The organism is Bacillus cereus group sp. MG16 (genome assembly GCF_040459875.1).
Classification (GTDB): domain Bacteria; phylum Bacillota; class Bacilli; order Bacillales; family Bacillaceae_G; genus Bacillus_A; species Bacillus_A paranthracis.
Map to the genome: position 1 here is coordinate 2,236,144 of NZ_JARVHE010000001.1, position 16,934 is coordinate 2,253,077.

The following is a 16,934-nucleotide window of genomic DNA, read 5'->3' on the forward strand; positions in this document are numbered from 1 at the left end:
TTATTCGGTAAAATAAATTTGACCGTTTATGTAAAAAAAATCGTATTACGATTTTTCTTCTTCTTTAACAAATTGCTGCATTGTTCTCTCTGCGATTTGAAGTGCAGTAGTAGAAATGTAATAAGATTTACTATTTGGATCTTTATCCGCGTCTTTTGCGATTTCATTTAATTCAGCCATCAATTGATGAAACTTTTTCACCCACACTTGAAATTGTTCTGGCGTAGCATCAAACTCCCAGCAAGATGAAACGTAATTCCAATCAGCAGGATCTTCGCTTTCTTTTCGTAATGTAAAAGCTTCTTCTGGTGCAGCGAGAATTTGGCTTTTCGTTCTTTCTATCATTTGTAAAAAGATTTGGCGGCCTGATTCGCTTACTATCTCTAAATGAGGTAATAGATCTGCAGCAGGGGTGAAGCCTTTCGCGACAGATTGATAAAACTTTTGAATAATCCCATTCTTTTCTTCTGTATAAACAATCTCTATAAGACCATTCTTTTCTAATTCTTTTAAATGATAATGAATTTTCGCCCTTGAAATGCCGAATTTCTCAGATAGTAATTGTCCAGTATAAGGACGTTCGCATAGACGTATCATCATTTCGGCACGTAGTGGATCGCTTAATGCTTTTAGTTGGCTATAAGTAGTTAGTGTTAATACGGGCTTCAAAATGATCAACTCCTTAAATGAAATTACTCGGTCAAGATTATTTGACTGAATTGTATCAAGGATTTCAATTATTTTCAATACTTTCTGAAAATTAAATCTTACCCTCTGTAATCTTCTGTTCATATTCCGTTCATATTTCTTTTTTATGATAAGTGCATAGAAAGAAAGAGGAAGGAGCGAGCGAAATGTTTTTAGCTCTGCGTGAATTAAAACAATCAAAATTACGATACGGATTAATCGGACTTATTATGGTGTTATTATCATTTTTAGTCCTTGTTATTTCAGGATTAGCAAATGGATTATCATATGATAATGCTTCATCGATTCAAAATATGGAGGCAAATAAGTTCGTTTTAGCAGATGATGCGGAAAATAAATTACTTCGTTCACAAATTAAGAAAGACGATGTAGATAAAGCAGTAAATCAAGTAGGTGACAAAGAGGCAGTTCCGTTTCGTGTGAAAGTTTCAACATATGAAAAGAAAGATAGTTCGAAAAAGGTTGATATCGCTATTTTCTCAAGCGAACGAGATTCATTTTTAGAACCGAACATTGTAAAAGGTGAGAAATTAGGTACAGCAAACAACGAGATGGTTGCTGATGAATCGATTAAAGAGAAGGGAATCGATATTGGAGATACAATTATCGATCCTGTTTCAAAGAAAGAATTTACAATCGTCGGATTTACGAAAGATCAAATGTTTAGCCATACACCAGTCGTTTATGTAAATGAAGACGTATGGGGATCTATTTCACAACCAAACCAAAAAGATTATAGTGCAATTGCACTTAACACAGATAAAGAAATTAAAAATGCTCACGTTATCGATAAAAAAGAAGTACTGCAAAGTATTCCAGGATTTAAAGAAGAGCAAGGAACGTTAACGATGATCATTGCGTTCTTACTTGTGATCGCTGCGTTATTAATTGGTGTATTCTTCTATGTTATTACACTACAAAAAACACAGCAATTAGGTGTATTAAAAGCAATTGGTACAAAGAACTCATATTTAGCAAATAGCTTAGTCGTACAGGCGTTATTCTTATCAGTCGTTGCGATGGTAATTAGTATCGTTCTTGTACAAGGGTTAGAACAAATTTTACCAGCGGGTATGCCGTTCTTATTAACAACACCGATGATTGCACAATACGCAGCAATCTTTATCGTAATTAGTATTTTAGGAACACTTATTTCGTTATACCAAGTATTAAAAGTTGATGCATTAGAAGCAATTGGAGGCGGGATGTAATGACTTCATTATTGAAATTAGACAAAGTAAGTAAAGTGTACGGAGAAGGGAATACGGAAGTAACAGCCCTTCATCCGATGTCGCTTGATGTGAAAGCCGGAGAGTTTATCGGCATCGTCGGTCCTTCTGGATCAGGGAAAAGTACGTTATTATCAATCGCGGGTGCATTATTATCACCGTCAAAAGGGGATATTTACATTCGTGAGCAAAATATTACACAGTTATCAGAAAAGGAAATGACAGATATTCGTTTGAAAAAAATCGGCTTCATTTTCCAGTTTGCAAACCTTGTTCCATATTTAAATGTGAAAGAACAATTGCTTTATATTGCTAAGCTGAAAAAAGAAAGTAAACAAGAATCAGAAAAGCGTGCGGATCATTTATTAGGAGCATTTGGATTAGGAGAAAGAAAAAATCATTATCCAAATCAACTATCTGGTGGGGAAAAACAAAGGGTAGCAATTGCTCGTGCGTTCATGAATAACCCAGATTTAATATTAGCGGATGAGCCAACGGCAAGCTTAGACTCAAAACGCGCACGTGAAGTTGTTGAAATGATGAAACGTGAAGTGAAAGAGAGCCAAAAAGCAGCAATTATGATTACACATGATGAAAGAATGCTTGATGTATGTGATCGCATATTGACGCTTCGAGATGGACAGTTAATATAAAGAAAAAAGGCCAACCGTACATGCGGTTGGCCTTTGTATCATTGTTTTTAATAAGTATAATGGCTTTATTTTGAGAATAATGTTTTAATTTTATTTCGTGTTACTAATAAAACGCCGCCTAATACAGATAACATACCTAAAGCCATACTATTTGATTGCTCACTACCAGCATTAGGAAGTTCTTTAGCGTTATTGTTTTTAGTACTATTATCTGCTTGCGTTTGTTTAGACTGTGATACTTCATTAATCTTGTTATCAACATTTTGCTTCGTTGTATGTAACTCAGCTAATTTGTCATCAATTTTTTTCTCAGTATGCTTAAAGTCGTTGATTTTAATATCTAAGTCTTGTTTTTTCTTTGTTAAATCGTCTGAAACAGTTTGTTTCGCTTGTTTTATTTCGTTAATTTTATTGATTAAATCTTGTCTAGCTTCTTGTAATGCAGCAAGTTTGTTTTTCACATCTTGTTTAGCTAGTTCTAAGTTAGCGGAAAGGTTATCTAAATTACCTTTAATTTTCTTAAGTTCCTCTAACGTGTTCCCAGTATGCGGCTTATTTTCTTTTAGCTCAGCAAGTTTGTCCTCAGCAGTTTGTTTTGCTTTCTTTAACTCAGCTAATTTTTCATCTACTTGTTTTTTAACTTCCTTAAGTTCATTAACCTTTTGATCGATGTTCTCTTTATGTTGTTTCATTTCATTCACTTTTTCATCGACAGTTTGTTTATGTTCTTTAATCTCATTAACCTTATTATCGATATTTTGCTTATGTTCTTTCACTTCAGCAACTTTATCTTCTACTTGTTTTTTATGCTCTTTTATTTCAGCGATTTTATCTTCAGCGATTTGCTTGTCTTGCTGAAGTTTTGCATCGAACTCTTCTTTACGTTGCTTAATTTCGTTAATTTTTTCATCGGCAACTTGTTTACGCTCGTGTAGTTCATTCACCTTCGTATCAACATTTTCCTTAACTTTGTTAAGTTCATTCAATGTTTGATCCACGTTTTCTTTGTGTTGCTGCAATTTCGCATCTAACTCTTGTTTATGTTGCTTAATTTCAGCTAATCGATCTCCCGTACTTTGCTGAGGAGTAGCATCAGTTACTTCCGCATGAGCAGAGTTTGCGCCAGCAATCATTGCTAAAGCTAGTGTAGACGCAGCGATTGTTTGTTTTGTTTTCATATTTTTGTACCTCTTTTCTTTCATATGCATGAACTGTTTTGTGTAAAAATGAGCATATAGAAGTAGATTATCTTATCATTATATACTATGTTAGGCGCTTAGAGGAAGGATTTGCATAATAATCTATCATTATGTAATTCTTATAGTCTCTTATTTTGGAGTAGGGGATAAATCTTTAGCTAGATGAACAATTTCTTCAATAGTAAAGCTTACATCTTTACTATTGCGAATAGCAAACAAATAATCAGCCTCGTTTTCTATAGGATCTACAACATCTTCGTGAAGTGACTCGGCCTGTTGGCGATTCAGAACTTCTTTGAAACTAGAATAACTACCTCTAAAAATATTGGTATTTCGTGTGCTTCGAGCCACTCTTTCGTAAAGTACATCATCTGGAATGTCAAAATGAACGAGTATGCGTACATATTCATTTTGTGGAAATAATTCGTTTAGTAAATATAACCTTCCGTTTTTACTGCGATTGGAGTTACTAATAATAAGGTGTAAATTTGTATGACCTTTCGCATAATCAACAATGAATTTCGAAAGACCGTGCTTAAATGTATTAGGGCCTTCAGCCGGCTGTAATTTTTCGTAATGCGTGTTAATAAATTCAGCTTGGTTATCTTGATCCATAACGAAAGAGTGGGGTAACTCTTTTTCTAAAGCTTTTGCGAATGTAGTTTTACCGCTGTGTGTTTTTCCTACTGTAATAATGACGAGTCGTTTCATATTGGCCTCCATGTGTGTTGTTATAGTCTGGAATATTCAATGTAGATTGAATATTTTCCTGCCAGAGAATATACAAAGTGCCGAAGTGATAGTAGGCTGGAAACTTGACAAAAAAACTTATTTATGCTATAATTTACCAATATAAAAATAAAGTGTATAATAGGGTTCTCCTGGCCAGGGGGACCCTATTTTTATTGTGAAAATGAAGGAGTGTATGTGCGTGAAAAAAGGTGAATCAAGTGTAACATCGTTAGTATCAGCTTTCAGCAGGGCATATCATAGTGAATTTGATAATCCTAAAATCTTTGATGATTATGTAGCTAAAGAGTTCATTTCTCAAAAAGAACGTAACGACATTGAAATGAACATGGTTCAAGGAATACATTTTTTCAATACAGACATTGCAAAGCAGTTTCAAGATAATCCACAAGAAATATTAAAATGGATTACACAAGTTCAATTATCACCAACACCTTTAGCACGTGCGGCATATTGTGAAAGAGTATTACTACACGAGATTACGCTGGGAACGAAACAATACGTTATACTCGGTGCGGGATTAGATACATTCAGTTTTAGACACCGAGAATTAGAAAATAAAATAGAAGTATTTGAAGTGGATCATCCTTCTACGCAAAGGTTTAAGAAGGAAAGAATAAAAGAAGCGGAACTTGAAGTTCCAAATCACCTTCATTTTGTTTCAATGGATTTTACGAAAGGATTTTCCTATGAACAGTTAAGGAATGAAGGATTTGAAAATAAAAAGACTTTCTTTAGTCTATTAGGCGTAACGTACTATTTAACGAAAGAGGAACTTTCCAGTTTAATAGAATATCTATTTGCGATGGTTCCAGAAGGGAGCTCTATCGTTTTCGATTATCCAGATGAAAACTTATTTGCAGAAAAGGGACTATCCAATCGAGTGGAAAATATGGTAAAAATGGCTGCGGTAGGCGGAGAACCGATGAAATCATGTTTTTCTTACGCCGAAATGGAAGCACTGTTAGAAAAGGCGGGCTTACTCATTTATGAGCACTTATCGCCAAAAGACATAAATACATTCTATTTTGAAGGACGAAACGATTATTTAAAAGCTTTCGAGACGGTGCATTATGTGCATGCGGTGAAGAAGTAGGAATTAGTAGACATGGGGAGGAATCTCTGTGTCTTTTTTGTGGGAGAACAAGTGGGAAACATTAATAGGAAGGGAAATTCGATAATTTAAAGAATATGAAGTATGAATGTAACAAATTAAGTAGTGATGCTAAAGGAGAACAGAATGTACACAATTGGACAAGTCGCTAAATTTTTAGGTGTATCTAGGGATACTTTGAAGTTTTATGAGGAAAAAAATTTGGTCAAGCCGAAGCAAGATATTGAGAATGGGTACAGAAAATATAATCATTTTGATATATATGATATAACAACGGTCAATTTCTATAGGGAAATAGATATCGAAATAAAAAAAATTCAGGAATTAAGAAAAAGTAAGAGTATAGAGGGAATAAAAGCATTGTTGGAAGAGAAAGAAAAAGAAGTTTTAGAGGAGATAGAGTATAAAAAACTTCTTTTAAAAAAGCTTCAAATTGTAAAAGAAGATTGCAAAAAAACAAAGCAATTCTTAGGGGAATACGTAGTAAAAGAAATGAAACCTTTAGAAGTAAATGGAGAAATAGAGCATTTTACTGCGTATGATGAGTACGAATCTTTGAAAAAGAATACGGATCGTTTAAAGAAAGCAGTTACTTTAACATCTTTACGAAGAGTTATAAGTTTTAATGAAGAAGGTATTATAGAAGATAAATTTATAGTTGTAAGAAAAGTAGAGGAATTTGACAAAGAGTTAGAAGGGGAAATTTTATCGCATCCAAAATGTATGTATACAGTTATTGAGGATGGAAGGTGGTCAACTGGTGGGAAGAGTATTGATCATATCGTGGAATCGAGTTTAAGAAAAGCAGCAATAGAACAAGGGTATGAACTTTTGGGGCTAGTGTATATAAATATATTACTTACCACATATGAAGATGAACTTGAGCGTATATTTTTAGAAATTTATGCACCTGTAAAATAATGCAGACATGTATTGACCTGTGAGTAACCCCCAGGTTTAAGCTAGAAGTATCTGTAAATATAAATACTATTATATTTGCGAAATACATAGTTTGAAATGGGGATTGTGCATGAATAGGGAAAAGAAATTAAAAAAGCCAGTAGCTAGTTTTATTGTACTAACTAATATTATTTTTCTACCACTTTTTTTACTTGTAGGAGCTACAAGTATGTTGGGGTTCCCTGTATGGGTTTTTGATGTAATGTTTTGTATATCGTCTTGGTCTTCAACTTTTGCTTTTGTAATGCTATTTAAAAAAATTTATCCGGGGCAGAGCGTTATACAATTTGTAAAAGATAAATTCAGGACTAAACTTAAATTATCTGTGATTCTTACTGCAAGTATGATTCAGGCTTTTATATTTTTATTGATTTTGTTTCTAATATCTAAAAATAGTGAAGTAGGCTCTATTTTTACTGTATCTTCATGGGGAATACTAATCTATTTCTTTGTTAAAAATTTTCTTGCGGGGCCATTGGGAGAAGAACTAGGATGGAGAGGATTTGCACAAATTGAGCTTCAAAAGAAGTATTCACCATTAAAAGCTTCAATAATCATTGGATTTTGGTGGGGGATGTGGCATCTACCTATTTGGTTTACTACAGGATTTGTTGGCATGGACCTAATTAAATATATTCTATTTTTTATGATCTCTATCATATGTATAAAAATCGTCATGACTGCATTTTACAACTTGAATCAGAATTTAATTATTCCAATCATTATCCATCAATTCTTTAATTTTTTTATTGGTATTATAAACGGAAATTTAATAAATCTAATCATGTATAACGCGATATTTTATTTAGTGGTAGCAGTTGTAATGATTGTTATAAATCCAAAGAGAGTTTTGTATGGAGCGGAAAATATAAATAGTAGCAATCGAAAGTATTAAGTATATTGCTATTGGTAGGCGAGGAATTATGAAAATTATATAAGTATTTATATAGAATTAGTCGTTGCTATAAGCATTTTAATCCTTTCAATTGTTTTTCTATATTTCAACCCGCATAGCAACCAAATGCTCGATAAGGGAGTATATATTACTGTATTTTTCATGCCCTTACTCCCTTCTTTTCTGGCAGTTATTAGGAGAAAAGCTTTTATGATTTTTTACGGCATTTGGTTGTTACCAAGAACTCTTTATTTGAGTGTAGCTGCGATATCTACGCTATGGAATTTATATATTCTATCTTGAATGATTTATTTTACTAAGTTTTTGAAAGGGAAGGATGAGGAGTATAATAAAACAAGAATTATCTAAATTAGCAGATATACTAGTTAACCATTCTACGAAAGTACAGCCTGGTGATCAAGTGTTGATCCAAAGTGTTACAGAAATAAATCCTGAAGTAGTTCGTGAAATTATTAAGTCAGTGGAAAAAGCAGGTGGATATGCACATGTATCAATGCGTGACGTTTCTGTTACGAGGCAATTAATTTTATCAGGATCTGAAGAACAATTTAAGTTATTAGCAGGTTGGGAATGTTATCGACTAAGTAAAATGCAAGTGTATATTAATCTCCGTAGTCCCAGAAATGCATATGAATTAGCAGATGTACCAGCAGAAAAAATGAAGTTATATCAAAAGATATTTGGAAAAGCTCATAGTGAAGCTGTATATAAAACGAGATGGGTGACAACTCGTATTCCGAATGCGGCTTCTGCACAAGAAGCAAATATGAGCACGGAGGCTTATGAAAAATTCTACTATGATGTATGTACGCTAGATTACAACAACATGTCGAAAGCGATGGAGCCATTAAAAGAATTAATGGAAAAGACAAAACGAGTGAGGATAATTGGAGAAGGAACAGATTTGGAGTTTTCTATTGAAGGAATAGGCGTCTTAAAGGGGGATGGTACGGATAATATCCCGGATGGCGAACTATATACAGCACCTGTCAAAGATTCAGTAAATGGAGTAATAACATTTAATACAGTATCTGTTCAACAAGGTTATGCGTTTCAAAATATTAAGTTACATATTAAGAATGGAAAAATAATAGAGGCAAATGCAAATGATACAGAGCGAATAAATCACATTCTTGATACGGATGAGGGAGCAAGATATATTGGAGAATTCGCGTTGGCTTTTAACCCCTACATACTATATCCGATGAATAATACGTTATTTGATGAAAAAATAAATGGTAGTTTTCATCTAGCAATTGGAGATTCGTTGCAAGGGGCAGGCAATGGAAATACATCAGCGATACATTGGGATTTAGTAAACATTCAAAGACCAGAGTATGGCGGGGGTGAAATTTGGTTTGATGATGTATTGATTAGGAAAGATGGGTGTTTTATTTTACCAGAGCTGTTAGGATTAAATGAAGAGAATTTAAAAAGGTAAAGTGCTTTTTGATAGTTGTGTAAAGGGGATTAAAACCCTAGGACAGGGGTAATATAGGAGGAAATTAAAATGGGAAAGAGTGAAATGTTTCAAGATTTTAATTTTAAATTAGTGGTAATTGAAGCTTTGTTAGATAAAGAGCCACTATTTCTAAAAGAATTGAAAGACTTAATAGATAAGCATACGAATAATTTTGAATGGTATTCAGGAGCTGGGCCAATTGTTGAAATCAGAGATTTTTTAGAAGAGTTAACTTTGAAAATAAGTGATTTGGAAAAGATTGAATCCCTTTGCTTTGATGGTGGGAATGAAATTTATCATATTTTAAAGCCTGATTGGGATGGTGAAGACAGTTTATTTGATGTTATATCTGTTGAAGGATTTCAAAATTTAAAAAATCTAAAAACAGTGGAATATATTTCAATGTGTTACCCAAAAGTATTAGAACCATTTAAACAAGCTGGAATTGAAATTGAGGATTAATGAGAGACAAGTTATATAATAATGGAAGTGATTCTTATTAAGAAAGAGTCACTTTTTCTTATGCAATGAACAAAGCAGAATGGAGGATACTATGATAATAATCGATAATGATGGTGAAGGCTACTGGAGTAAAACTGTTGATTTAGGCATTTTAGGTAAATTTAATAGCATTTTTATAGATTTAGATGGATGCGATATAACAGGGGCGACGGACAATATGAATCAAGAAGAAAAGGTAGAAAAAGCTACAAAATATTATGGTAATAGATTCAAAGAGTTAGAAACAAATGTTTGATTTATCATATTTCGATCTCGATAGAATAATAAATAGGTATAAAAGATATGAAGATACATACTTTAGGTTTTAAATTACAGTAACTTTTGTGGAAACAAAAGAGAAAATAGAAGATGTTTAAATGAGATGTATATACGCTCCATATATTTATATTTGCTGCTCAATAAACTATCATCTCTCATAAGTTTGTACCACATATTCACTTTTATTTACAAAAAATACTATTAATTATTTTCGGATAATTGTTATAATATAGTTAAATTGATATAAAAATTTTTTCTAGATTATGTATTTGAAGAATTCTCATGCGAAAAGAGCCAGTTCTCAAGTAGAGAACTGGCTCTTTGTTGAAGAGAAATAGGATTAGATGTACATAATGGGATAGCAGAATTCCACAAAAAAATCTGTATGTATCCACAACAGTAGTTATATATGACGGAATTTTTGAATTTATAAAAAGATTAAGAGGCGATAGAAAATGAAAAGATATATTAGTATAAAAGGAATTGGCACATATCTTCCAAAGCGAAAAGTAGATTCTCTTGAAATAGATCGTATGCTAGACGTACCAGAAGGCTGGACATTAAAAAAAGCTGGGGTAAAAACACGATACTTTGTTGATGGGGAAACGTCTTCTTATATGGGGGCTGAGGCTGCAAAAAAAGCTGTAGAAGATGCGAAGTTAACATGGGATGATATCGATTGTATTATTTGCGGAAGCGGAACGATTCAACAGGCGATTCCTTCTACTGCATCACTTATTCAAGAACAGCTCGGGCTACAGCATTCTGGTATTCCATGTTTTGATATCAATTCAACATGTTTAAGTTTCATAACAGCACTTGATACAATTTCATACGCAATTGAATGCGGGAGATACAAAAATGTTGTTATTATTTCTTCTGAAATTTCTTCTGTTGGATTAAATTGGGGACAAAATGAAAGCAGTATTTTATTCGGTGACGGTGCGGCAGCTGTTGTCATAACAAAAGGCGATCATTCATCTTCTATTATTGCTTCCCATATGGAAACATATAGCTCTGGTGCGCATTTATCAGAAATTCGTGGCGGTGGAACGATGATTCATCCTAGGGAGTATAGTGAGGAACGAAAAGAAGACTTCTTGTTCGATATGAATGGAAGAGCCATTTTTAAACTATCTTCTAAGTATTTAATGAAGTTTATCGACAAGCTCCTTATGGATACTGGTTATTCTCTAGTCGATATTGATTTAATTGTTCCTCACCAAGCAAGTGGACCAGCTATGAGACTCATTCGTAAAAAATTAGGGGTAGATGAAGAACATTTTATGACTATTTTTGAAGACTACGGCAATATGATTTCCGCATCTATTCCAGTCGCTCTTTTCGAAGCGATTAAGCAAAAGAAAGTGCAACGTGGAAATAAAATATTATTATTAGGTACTTCTGCGGGACTTTCTATCGGGGGCATCCTTCTTGAATACTAAGAAAACAGTATTAATTACAGGGGCACGTGCACCAGCAACTTTGCATTTATGCAGACTGTTTCATAACGCTGGACATACCGTTATTATTGCAGATAGTATTCCTTATCCGTTAAGTAAAGTTTCAAAGAGTACGGATTACTTTTATGAAATCCCATCTCCAAAGTGGAAAACAAATGAAAGTATTCGTGCGCTACTATCCATTATTCAACGTCACAATGTAGATTTGCTTATTCCTACTTGTGAAGAAGTATTTTATATATCTAAATATAGAGAGGAGTTAAGTGTATTTTGTCATGTATTAGTAGATGATTTTCAAAAACTTTCATTCCTGCATAATAAGTGGGAATTTATTCAGTTCGTAGCGAATTTAGGGTGGCAAGTACCTGCGACATGCAGAATAAGTAATGAAGAAGCGATAAGGTCAATGATGCACAAAACACCAGCTCATACTCCATTTGTATTAAAGCCGATTTACTCCCGGTTTTCTGATAAAGTGGAATTTATTACAAAAGAGGTTGTTATAAAAGAAAGCGTGATACGTAAGCCGAATTATATTATGCAAGAGTTTATACAAGGGACGCAGCATTGTTCCTATAGTATTGCACAATCTGGGGAAGTGTTAGCTCACTCTACGTATAAAACGGAATTCACGGCAGGCTTAGGTGCTACCATTGCGTTTCAGCATATGAATCATCCTAAAATTGATCAGTTTGTTACGCATATTGTAAAAGAGTTAAATTTCTCAGGACAAATTGCCTTTGATTTTATCGTTACAGAGAATAGAGATGTGATTCCAATTGAATGTAATCCACGTACTACAAGTGGATTACATTTATTCGATGAGGAAATATTGCCCGCGTTTTTTAATGAAAAAGTAAACAATTCATTCGTTCCAAAACAAAATTCGGAGTGTGCAATTCGGTTAGCGATGCTTCTATATGGATTTCCTTATTTAAAAAGTAAACAAAAACGTAAACGATGGTTAAAAGTTCTATGCTCTTATCCAGATATCGTTTATCGTCACAATGATTGGAAACCATTTTTTTATCAGTTTTTTAGCATGTATAAATTATGGCGTGAAAGTTATAAACATGAACGGACTATTTTAGAGCAAACAACATATGACATATCGTGGGATGGTGAAGATTTATGAAAATGCTAGTAACTGGTGGAACGGGCTTTCTAGGACAAAAACTCGCCTTTCGACTGAAAAATATGGGCTATGAAGTAACGGCAACGGGAAGAAATAAAACAATCGGTAAGGTATTAGAACAAAATGGGATCGAGTTTGTTCATTGTCCTCTTGAAGACAGGGAGCGTGTGGTACAAGTTTGTAAAGATAAAGATTATATTTTTCATAGTGGCGCACTTTCTTCCCCTTGGGGCAAATATGAAGATTTTTATAATGCGAATGTGTTAGGAACGAAACATATTATCGAGGGAAGTCAAAAGTATGGTATAAAACGCCTTATCCACGTATCAACGCCAAGTATTTATTTTTATTATGATGAGCGACAAAATGTAGTAGAAAATGCGAAACTTCCTGATACGTTTGTAAATCATTATGCAACAACGAAGTACATGGCTGAACAAGCTATTGATCAAGCTTTCGCACATGGTTTACCAGTTATCACAATACGCCCGCGTGCTTTATTCGGACCAGGGGATAACGCAATTCTTCCGCGTCTTATTAAAGTATGTGAAAAAGGGGCTTTACCGAGAATTGGTACAGAAAATGTTCTTGTTGATATTACGTATGTTGAGAATGTTGTAGATGCTTTACTTCTTTGTATGCATTCGCCAAAACATACATTAGGGCAAAAGTATAATATAACAAATGACGAACGTATCAATTTATATGAGGTCATAGAAAATGTAATGAAGCGCCTTGATAAGGAAGTACGATATAAAAAAATTTCCTACAAAACTGCCTTTACACTAGCGACTATATTAGAAGGAATCTCAAAAACTATTTTATTCGGAAAAGAACCTATTCTTACAAAGTATACTGTTAGCGTCCTTTCAAAAAGCCAGACGTTAAGTATTGATAAAGCAAAAGAAGAACTAGGATATGCTCCAAAGGTCAGTATAGAAGAAGGAATTACAAAATTTGTAGACTGGTGGAAAATACAATGAAAATCAAATCTTTAAAGCTATATGATACAGGATATTGCACACATCCAGAAAAAATTGCATACTCCAAGGGCAGTTGGAAACAAATCTGTTTTCCAGCAACAGTAGGATTACTCCAGCATCCAGAATTAGGATATATTTTATTTGATACTGGATATGCAGGACACTTTAAAGAAGCGACAAAAAAATTCCCTTACTCTGTATATGCAAAACTGACGCCTGTTCATTTTACGGAAGAACAATCTATTAAACAGCAACTTCTTCTTGATGGTATTCAGCCAGAAGAAATTAAATATATTATTCTTTCTCATTTTCATGGCGATCATACAGCGGGTTTACCCGATTTTCCAAAAGCAAAAATATTAACCTTTGCAAAAGCTTATGAGGATATTAAAAAGAGAAGTAAATTTGGTGCTCTATTAAAAGGGTGTTTAAAAGATACACTGCCGGTGGATTTAGAGCAGAGGATGTCATTCATTGATCAAACTCCATCTCTTAACTTACCTTCTACATATGGAAAGTTTGAAGAGGGGTATGATGTATTTGGTGATGGCTCATTATTTGCTGTTGACTTAACAGGACATGCAACTGGTCAATTTGGTATATTCATCCATTTACAGAGTAATAAAATTGTTTTTCTTTGCGCAGACGCAGTGTGGCTAAGTAAAACGTATCAAAACCTTGTATTTCCTAGTAAGATTGCCAACCTTTTAACGAGCGACCGAAAATCTTACCGAAAGAATATTGAGAAGTTACACCATTTATCACAAACATCACCTGAGATTGAAATTGTACCAACGCATTGTGAACATACATGGGATAAAATTAAAGCAGGGGTGTACTATGAATAAACTACGGATTCTCAAGCAATACTTGAAAACAAAATATGGCTTGAGATTTTCAAATCGCAAACAATTGGAACAGTTTCATAAACAACAAATAAAAAAACAACTTTTGTTCACGATAGAGGCGTCGCCTTTTTATCGCCAGTTATATAAGCCGTTTTTACATGAAATTCAAAAGGGAAATTTGTCTGCACTCCCCATTATTGATAAAGAAGTAATGATGGAACATTTTGATACATTAAATACAGTCCATATTTCAAAGGAAGAAGCGTTTCATATAGCATTTGAAGCAGAGAAGACCCGGAATTTCTCACCAACCATTCGTAATATAACTGTCGGTTTATCATCAGGCACTAGTGGAAATCGTGGGGTTTTTCTCGTTTCCGAGGAAGAACAAACGTTGTGGGCTGGCTCGATTATTGGAAAGGTGCTTCCTTCTAGCCTTCTACATAAACACACGATTGCTTTTTTCTTACGTGCAAATAGCAACTTATACGAAGCGACAAAAAATAAGCGAATCTCATTTCATTTTTTTGATTTACTAGATTCGTTTCAACAGCATATCACGCGATTAAATGAAGTGAAGCCATCTATTTTAATTGCACCTCCGTCTATGTTACGGAAAATTGCTTACTGGCAGCAAGAAGGACTGATTACAATTTGTCCTAAGAAAATTATCTCTGTAGCAGAAGTGCTTGAAGATATTGATAGAGACTTTATTTCTGCAACTTTCAAGCAGACAGTACACCAAGTTTACCAATGTACAGAAGGTTTTCTTGCTACCACCTGCAAGCATGGGACATTACACATGAATGAAGACCTCGTTCATATTGAAAAAGAATACTTAGATCAAGAGAAAGGGATATTCGTTCCCATAATTACTGATTTCATGAGGAAAACACAGCCTATTATACGCTATCGTCTCAATGACATATTAATTGAGAAAAAAACGCCGTGCAGCTGTGGCTCACCTTTCATAGCATTAGAACGTATTGATGGTCGATGTGACGATATATTTATTGGAGTAAGTGAAGTGGATCATAGCGAAATATTTATTTTTCCAGATTTCATTAGAAGAGCAATTTTGTTTGCATCTAGTGACATTCAAGAATTTAAAGTAATACAGCACAGCGTAGATAAAATTGAAATGAAACTTAAAGCACTACCTGAAAATCTCGAATTATGTCAATCAAAGGTAATGCAAGAATTACATACACTATGGTCTACGAAAAAGTGTGCGATACCACATGTTTTCTTTTCGCATTACGATATTCAAGTATATGATAAAAAATTAAAAAGAATAGAAAGTTTTGTAAGGCGTGGTGAACATAAATGATTCAGTTACATGATGTTCATTCCTTGCATAGCATTGATTGGGAATCCAAAAAAGATGGAGCGTATGTACGAGATAGTTTCTTGCCTCTTTTTCAAAAGGGCGTTACAGCATTTATTGAAAATGTGAACACGCAGCTCTTTCTATTAGAAATTGATGATCTCATCTTACCAGTTACTCTTAATAACGCAGAGTTCGAAAATTCATATGTATGTTCTCCTTATACACATTACATATCTTATGCGTTAGAAGAGCTATGGGAGTTGAAAAAACCATGGCTTGAGAAGCTACTAACCTATCCGATTCATCTTATGGGAAATTGGCTAAGACGAACGAATATAAATAAAGTCATTGTCGTAAATAATTGGATGCTTTCAACAAATCTGTATCACTCTATCAACGAACAACAAATCGAACAAATAACGAAATTATTAGTTGAGAAATTTCCAGAGCATACCATTCTATTTCGCTCTTTAAATAACAAATTATATCCTGCAACGACAGAAGCACTATCTACAGTCGGTTACAATAAAATTATGTCTCGTTCTATATACTTATTTGATCCGAAACAGTATAAAAAAATGAATCGAAAAAAACGAAAAGATTTACTAAATGATAAAAGTTTATTAGAGAAAAGCAATTATGAAATCATTACAAATGAAGAATTAACAAAAGATGATATTTTACAAATTTCTCAGCTATACAACCAACTATATATTGAAAAATATTCTGCCCATAACCCAATGTTTACACCCGCTTATTTATGGAATGCTCTTCAGCATCGTTTATTTGAGATAAAGGCCATAAAAAAAGGGAATACAATTGATGGTATCATTGCTTATTTTATTAGGGATGGAGTTATGACAACGCCGATCCTTGGTTATCATACAAACACTGACCAGCAACAAGGTTTATACCGTATACTGTCCCTCCTTATTACAATGGATTCTATTGAAAAAGATTTAATTTGTCATTGTAGTGCTGGGGCTGGAGAGTTCAAACGAAATCGTGGTGCAACACAGCAAATTGAATACAGTTATGTATATAACGCTCATTTACCACCTAGCCAACAAAAGGTATGGAAAGTATTAATGTGGATATTAAATACATATATAGAACCGATGGCAAAAAAACATCGCTTTTAAACAAAAAGACTTTTATGATTGCTTGTTACCTGAAACTTTTTATTTAAGTGTAGCTGCAATACCTACGTTATGGAGTTTATATAGTATATTTTTAATAATTTATTTTATATGTATCGTTTGGATGAAAGAGAGAAGTGCTTGAAGAGTAGTTCTCTTTTTTATTAAGTTTTTGAAACAGCGCATTATGTACATACAGTAAAGAAGTAGAAGATTAGTAGGCATGGGGAGAAATCTTTATGTCTTTTTTTATGAGGATTTTTAA

At 33.7% G+C, this 16,934-nt stretch carries 16 protein-coding genes and 1 pseudogene; 14 read left to right on the forward strand and 3 right to left on the reverse strand.

Translation table 11 applies throughout. The features are described 5' to 3' along the window. Nucleotides 1-45 precede the first annotated feature (45 nt). The gene (locus QCI73_RS11500) at nt 46-669 is read right to left on the reverse strand and encodes an ArsR/SmtB family transcription factor (protein ID WP_327923014.1); all 624 of its coding nucleotides are present in this window, start codon (nt 667-669) and stop codon (nt 46-48) included. A 185-nt stretch (nt 670-854) separates the two neighbouring features. Between QCI73_RS11500 and QCI73_RS11505 the strand changes: the two genes are divergently transcribed. Together QCI73_RS11505 and QCI73_RS11510 are read left to right on the forward strand one after the other, a co-directional pair. Next, complete coding sequence (locus tag QCI73_RS11505) at nt 855-1,919, forward strand: ABC transporter permease (protein WP_353822948.1); 1,065 nt, start codon at nt 855-857, stop codon at nt 1,917-1,919. Continuing rightward, nucleotides 1,919-2,590, forward strand: a complete 672-nt coding sequence (locus tag QCI73_RS11510; RefSeq protein ID WP_353822949.1) for an ABC transporter ATP-binding protein — start codon at nt 1,919-1,921, stop codon at nt 2,588-2,590. The genes QCI73_RS11505 and QCI73_RS11510 overlap by 1 nt, the downstream gene beginning before the upstream one ends. Before the next feature lie 65 nt (nt 2,591-2,655). Here QCI73_RS11510 and QCI73_RS11515 read toward each other — a convergent pair whose 3' ends face one another. Both QCI73_RS11515 and QCI73_RS11520 read right to left on the reverse strand, forming a co-directional pair. Then, nucleotides 2,656-3,768, reverse strand: coding sequence for an LPXTG cell wall anchor domain-containing protein (locus tag QCI73_RS11515; protein WP_353822950.1), 1,113 nt, complete (start codon nt 3,766-3,768; stop codon nt 2,656-2,658). A gap of 150 nt (nt 3,769-3,918) precedes the next feature. Continuing rightward, on the reverse strand, nt 3,919-4,500 hold the full coding sequence (locus QCI73_RS11520) for an ATP-binding protein (protein ID WP_353822951.1): 582 nt from the start codon (nt 4,498-4,500) through the stop codon (nt 3,919-3,921). Nucleotides 4,501-4,720: 220 nt separating this feature from the next. On the opposite strand from QCI73_RS11520, the gene QCI73_RS11525 reads away from it, so the two are divergent. From QCI73_RS11525 to QCI73_RS11580, 12 genes and pseudogenes are all read left to right on the forward strand, one after another. Further along, a complete protein-coding gene (locus QCI73_RS11525; protein ID WP_353822952.1) occupies nt 4,721-5,635 on the forward strand; it encodes a class I SAM-dependent methyltransferase in 915 nt (304 codons plus the stop codon). 144 nt (nt 5,636-5,779) lie between these two features. Further along, nucleotides 5,780-6,574 (forward strand): MerR family transcriptional regulator, encoded by a 795-nt coding sequence (locus QCI73_RS11530; RefSeq protein WP_060631509.1) that lies wholly within the window; start codon nt 5,780-5,782, stop codon nt 6,572-6,574. Between the two features lie 109 nt (nt 6,575-6,683). Beyond that, nucleotides 6,684-7,508, forward strand: a complete 825-nt coding sequence (locus QCI73_RS11535) for a CPBP family intramembrane glutamic endopeptidase (protein ID WP_327923019.1) — start codon at nt 6,684-6,686, stop codon at nt 7,506-7,508. A 349-nt stretch (nt 7,509-7,857) separates the two neighbouring features. Further along, nucleotides 7,858-8,970: an aminopeptidase gene (locus QCI73_RS11540; protein ID WP_353824105.1), complete on the forward strand. Its 1,113-nt coding sequence runs from the start codon at nt 7,858-7,860 to the stop codon at nt 8,968-8,970. Between the two features lie 69 nt (nt 8,971-9,039). Beyond that, complete coding sequence (locus QCI73_RS11545; protein ID WP_000520202.1) at nt 9,040-9,453, forward strand: DUF6892 domain-containing protein; 414 nt, start codon at nt 9,040-9,042, stop codon at nt 9,451-9,453. A 91-nt stretch (nt 9,454-9,544) separates the two neighbouring features. After that, nucleotides 9,545-9,745, forward strand: a pseudogene (locus tag QCI73_RS11550) (hypothetical protein); the annotation flags it as partial. Between the two features lie 481 nt (nt 9,746-10,226). Then, nucleotides 10,227-11,216 (forward strand): beta-ketoacyl-ACP synthase III, encoded by a 990-nt coding sequence (locus QCI73_RS11555; RefSeq protein ID WP_353822953.1) that lies wholly within the window; start codon nt 10,227-10,229, stop codon nt 11,214-11,216. After that, nucleotides 11,206-12,369 (forward strand): ATP-grasp domain-containing protein, encoded by a 1,164-nt coding sequence (locus QCI73_RS11560; RefSeq protein WP_353822954.1) that lies wholly within the window; start codon nt 11,206-11,208, stop codon nt 12,367-12,369. Before QCI73_RS11555 ends, QCI73_RS11560 begins: the two co-directional genes overlap by 11 nt. Further along, nucleotides 12,366-13,352, forward strand: coding sequence for an NAD-dependent epimerase/dehydratase family protein (locus QCI73_RS11565; RefSeq protein WP_327923023.1), 987 nt, complete (start codon nt 12,366-12,368; stop codon nt 13,350-13,352). Before QCI73_RS11560 ends, QCI73_RS11565 begins: the two co-directional genes overlap by 4 nt. Continuing rightward, a complete protein-coding gene (locus tag QCI73_RS11570) occupies nt 13,349-14,200 on the forward strand; it encodes an MBL fold metallo-hydrolase (protein WP_353822955.1) in 852 nt (283 codons plus the stop codon). The genes QCI73_RS11565 and QCI73_RS11570 overlap by 4 nt, the downstream gene beginning before the upstream one ends. Then, on the forward strand, nt 14,193-15,530 hold the full coding sequence (locus QCI73_RS11575; protein WP_353822956.1) for a F390 synthetase-related protein: 1,338 nt from the start codon (nt 14,193-14,195) through the stop codon (nt 15,528-15,530). The genes QCI73_RS11570 and QCI73_RS11575 overlap by 8 nt, the downstream gene beginning before the upstream one ends. Further along, nucleotides 15,527-16,672: a hypothetical protein gene (locus QCI73_RS11580; protein WP_353822957.1), complete on the forward strand. Its 1,146-nt coding sequence runs from the start codon at nt 15,527-15,529 to the stop codon at nt 16,670-16,672. Before QCI73_RS11575 ends, QCI73_RS11580 begins: the two co-directional genes overlap by 4 nt. Nucleotides 16,673-16,934 lie beyond the last annotated feature (262 nt).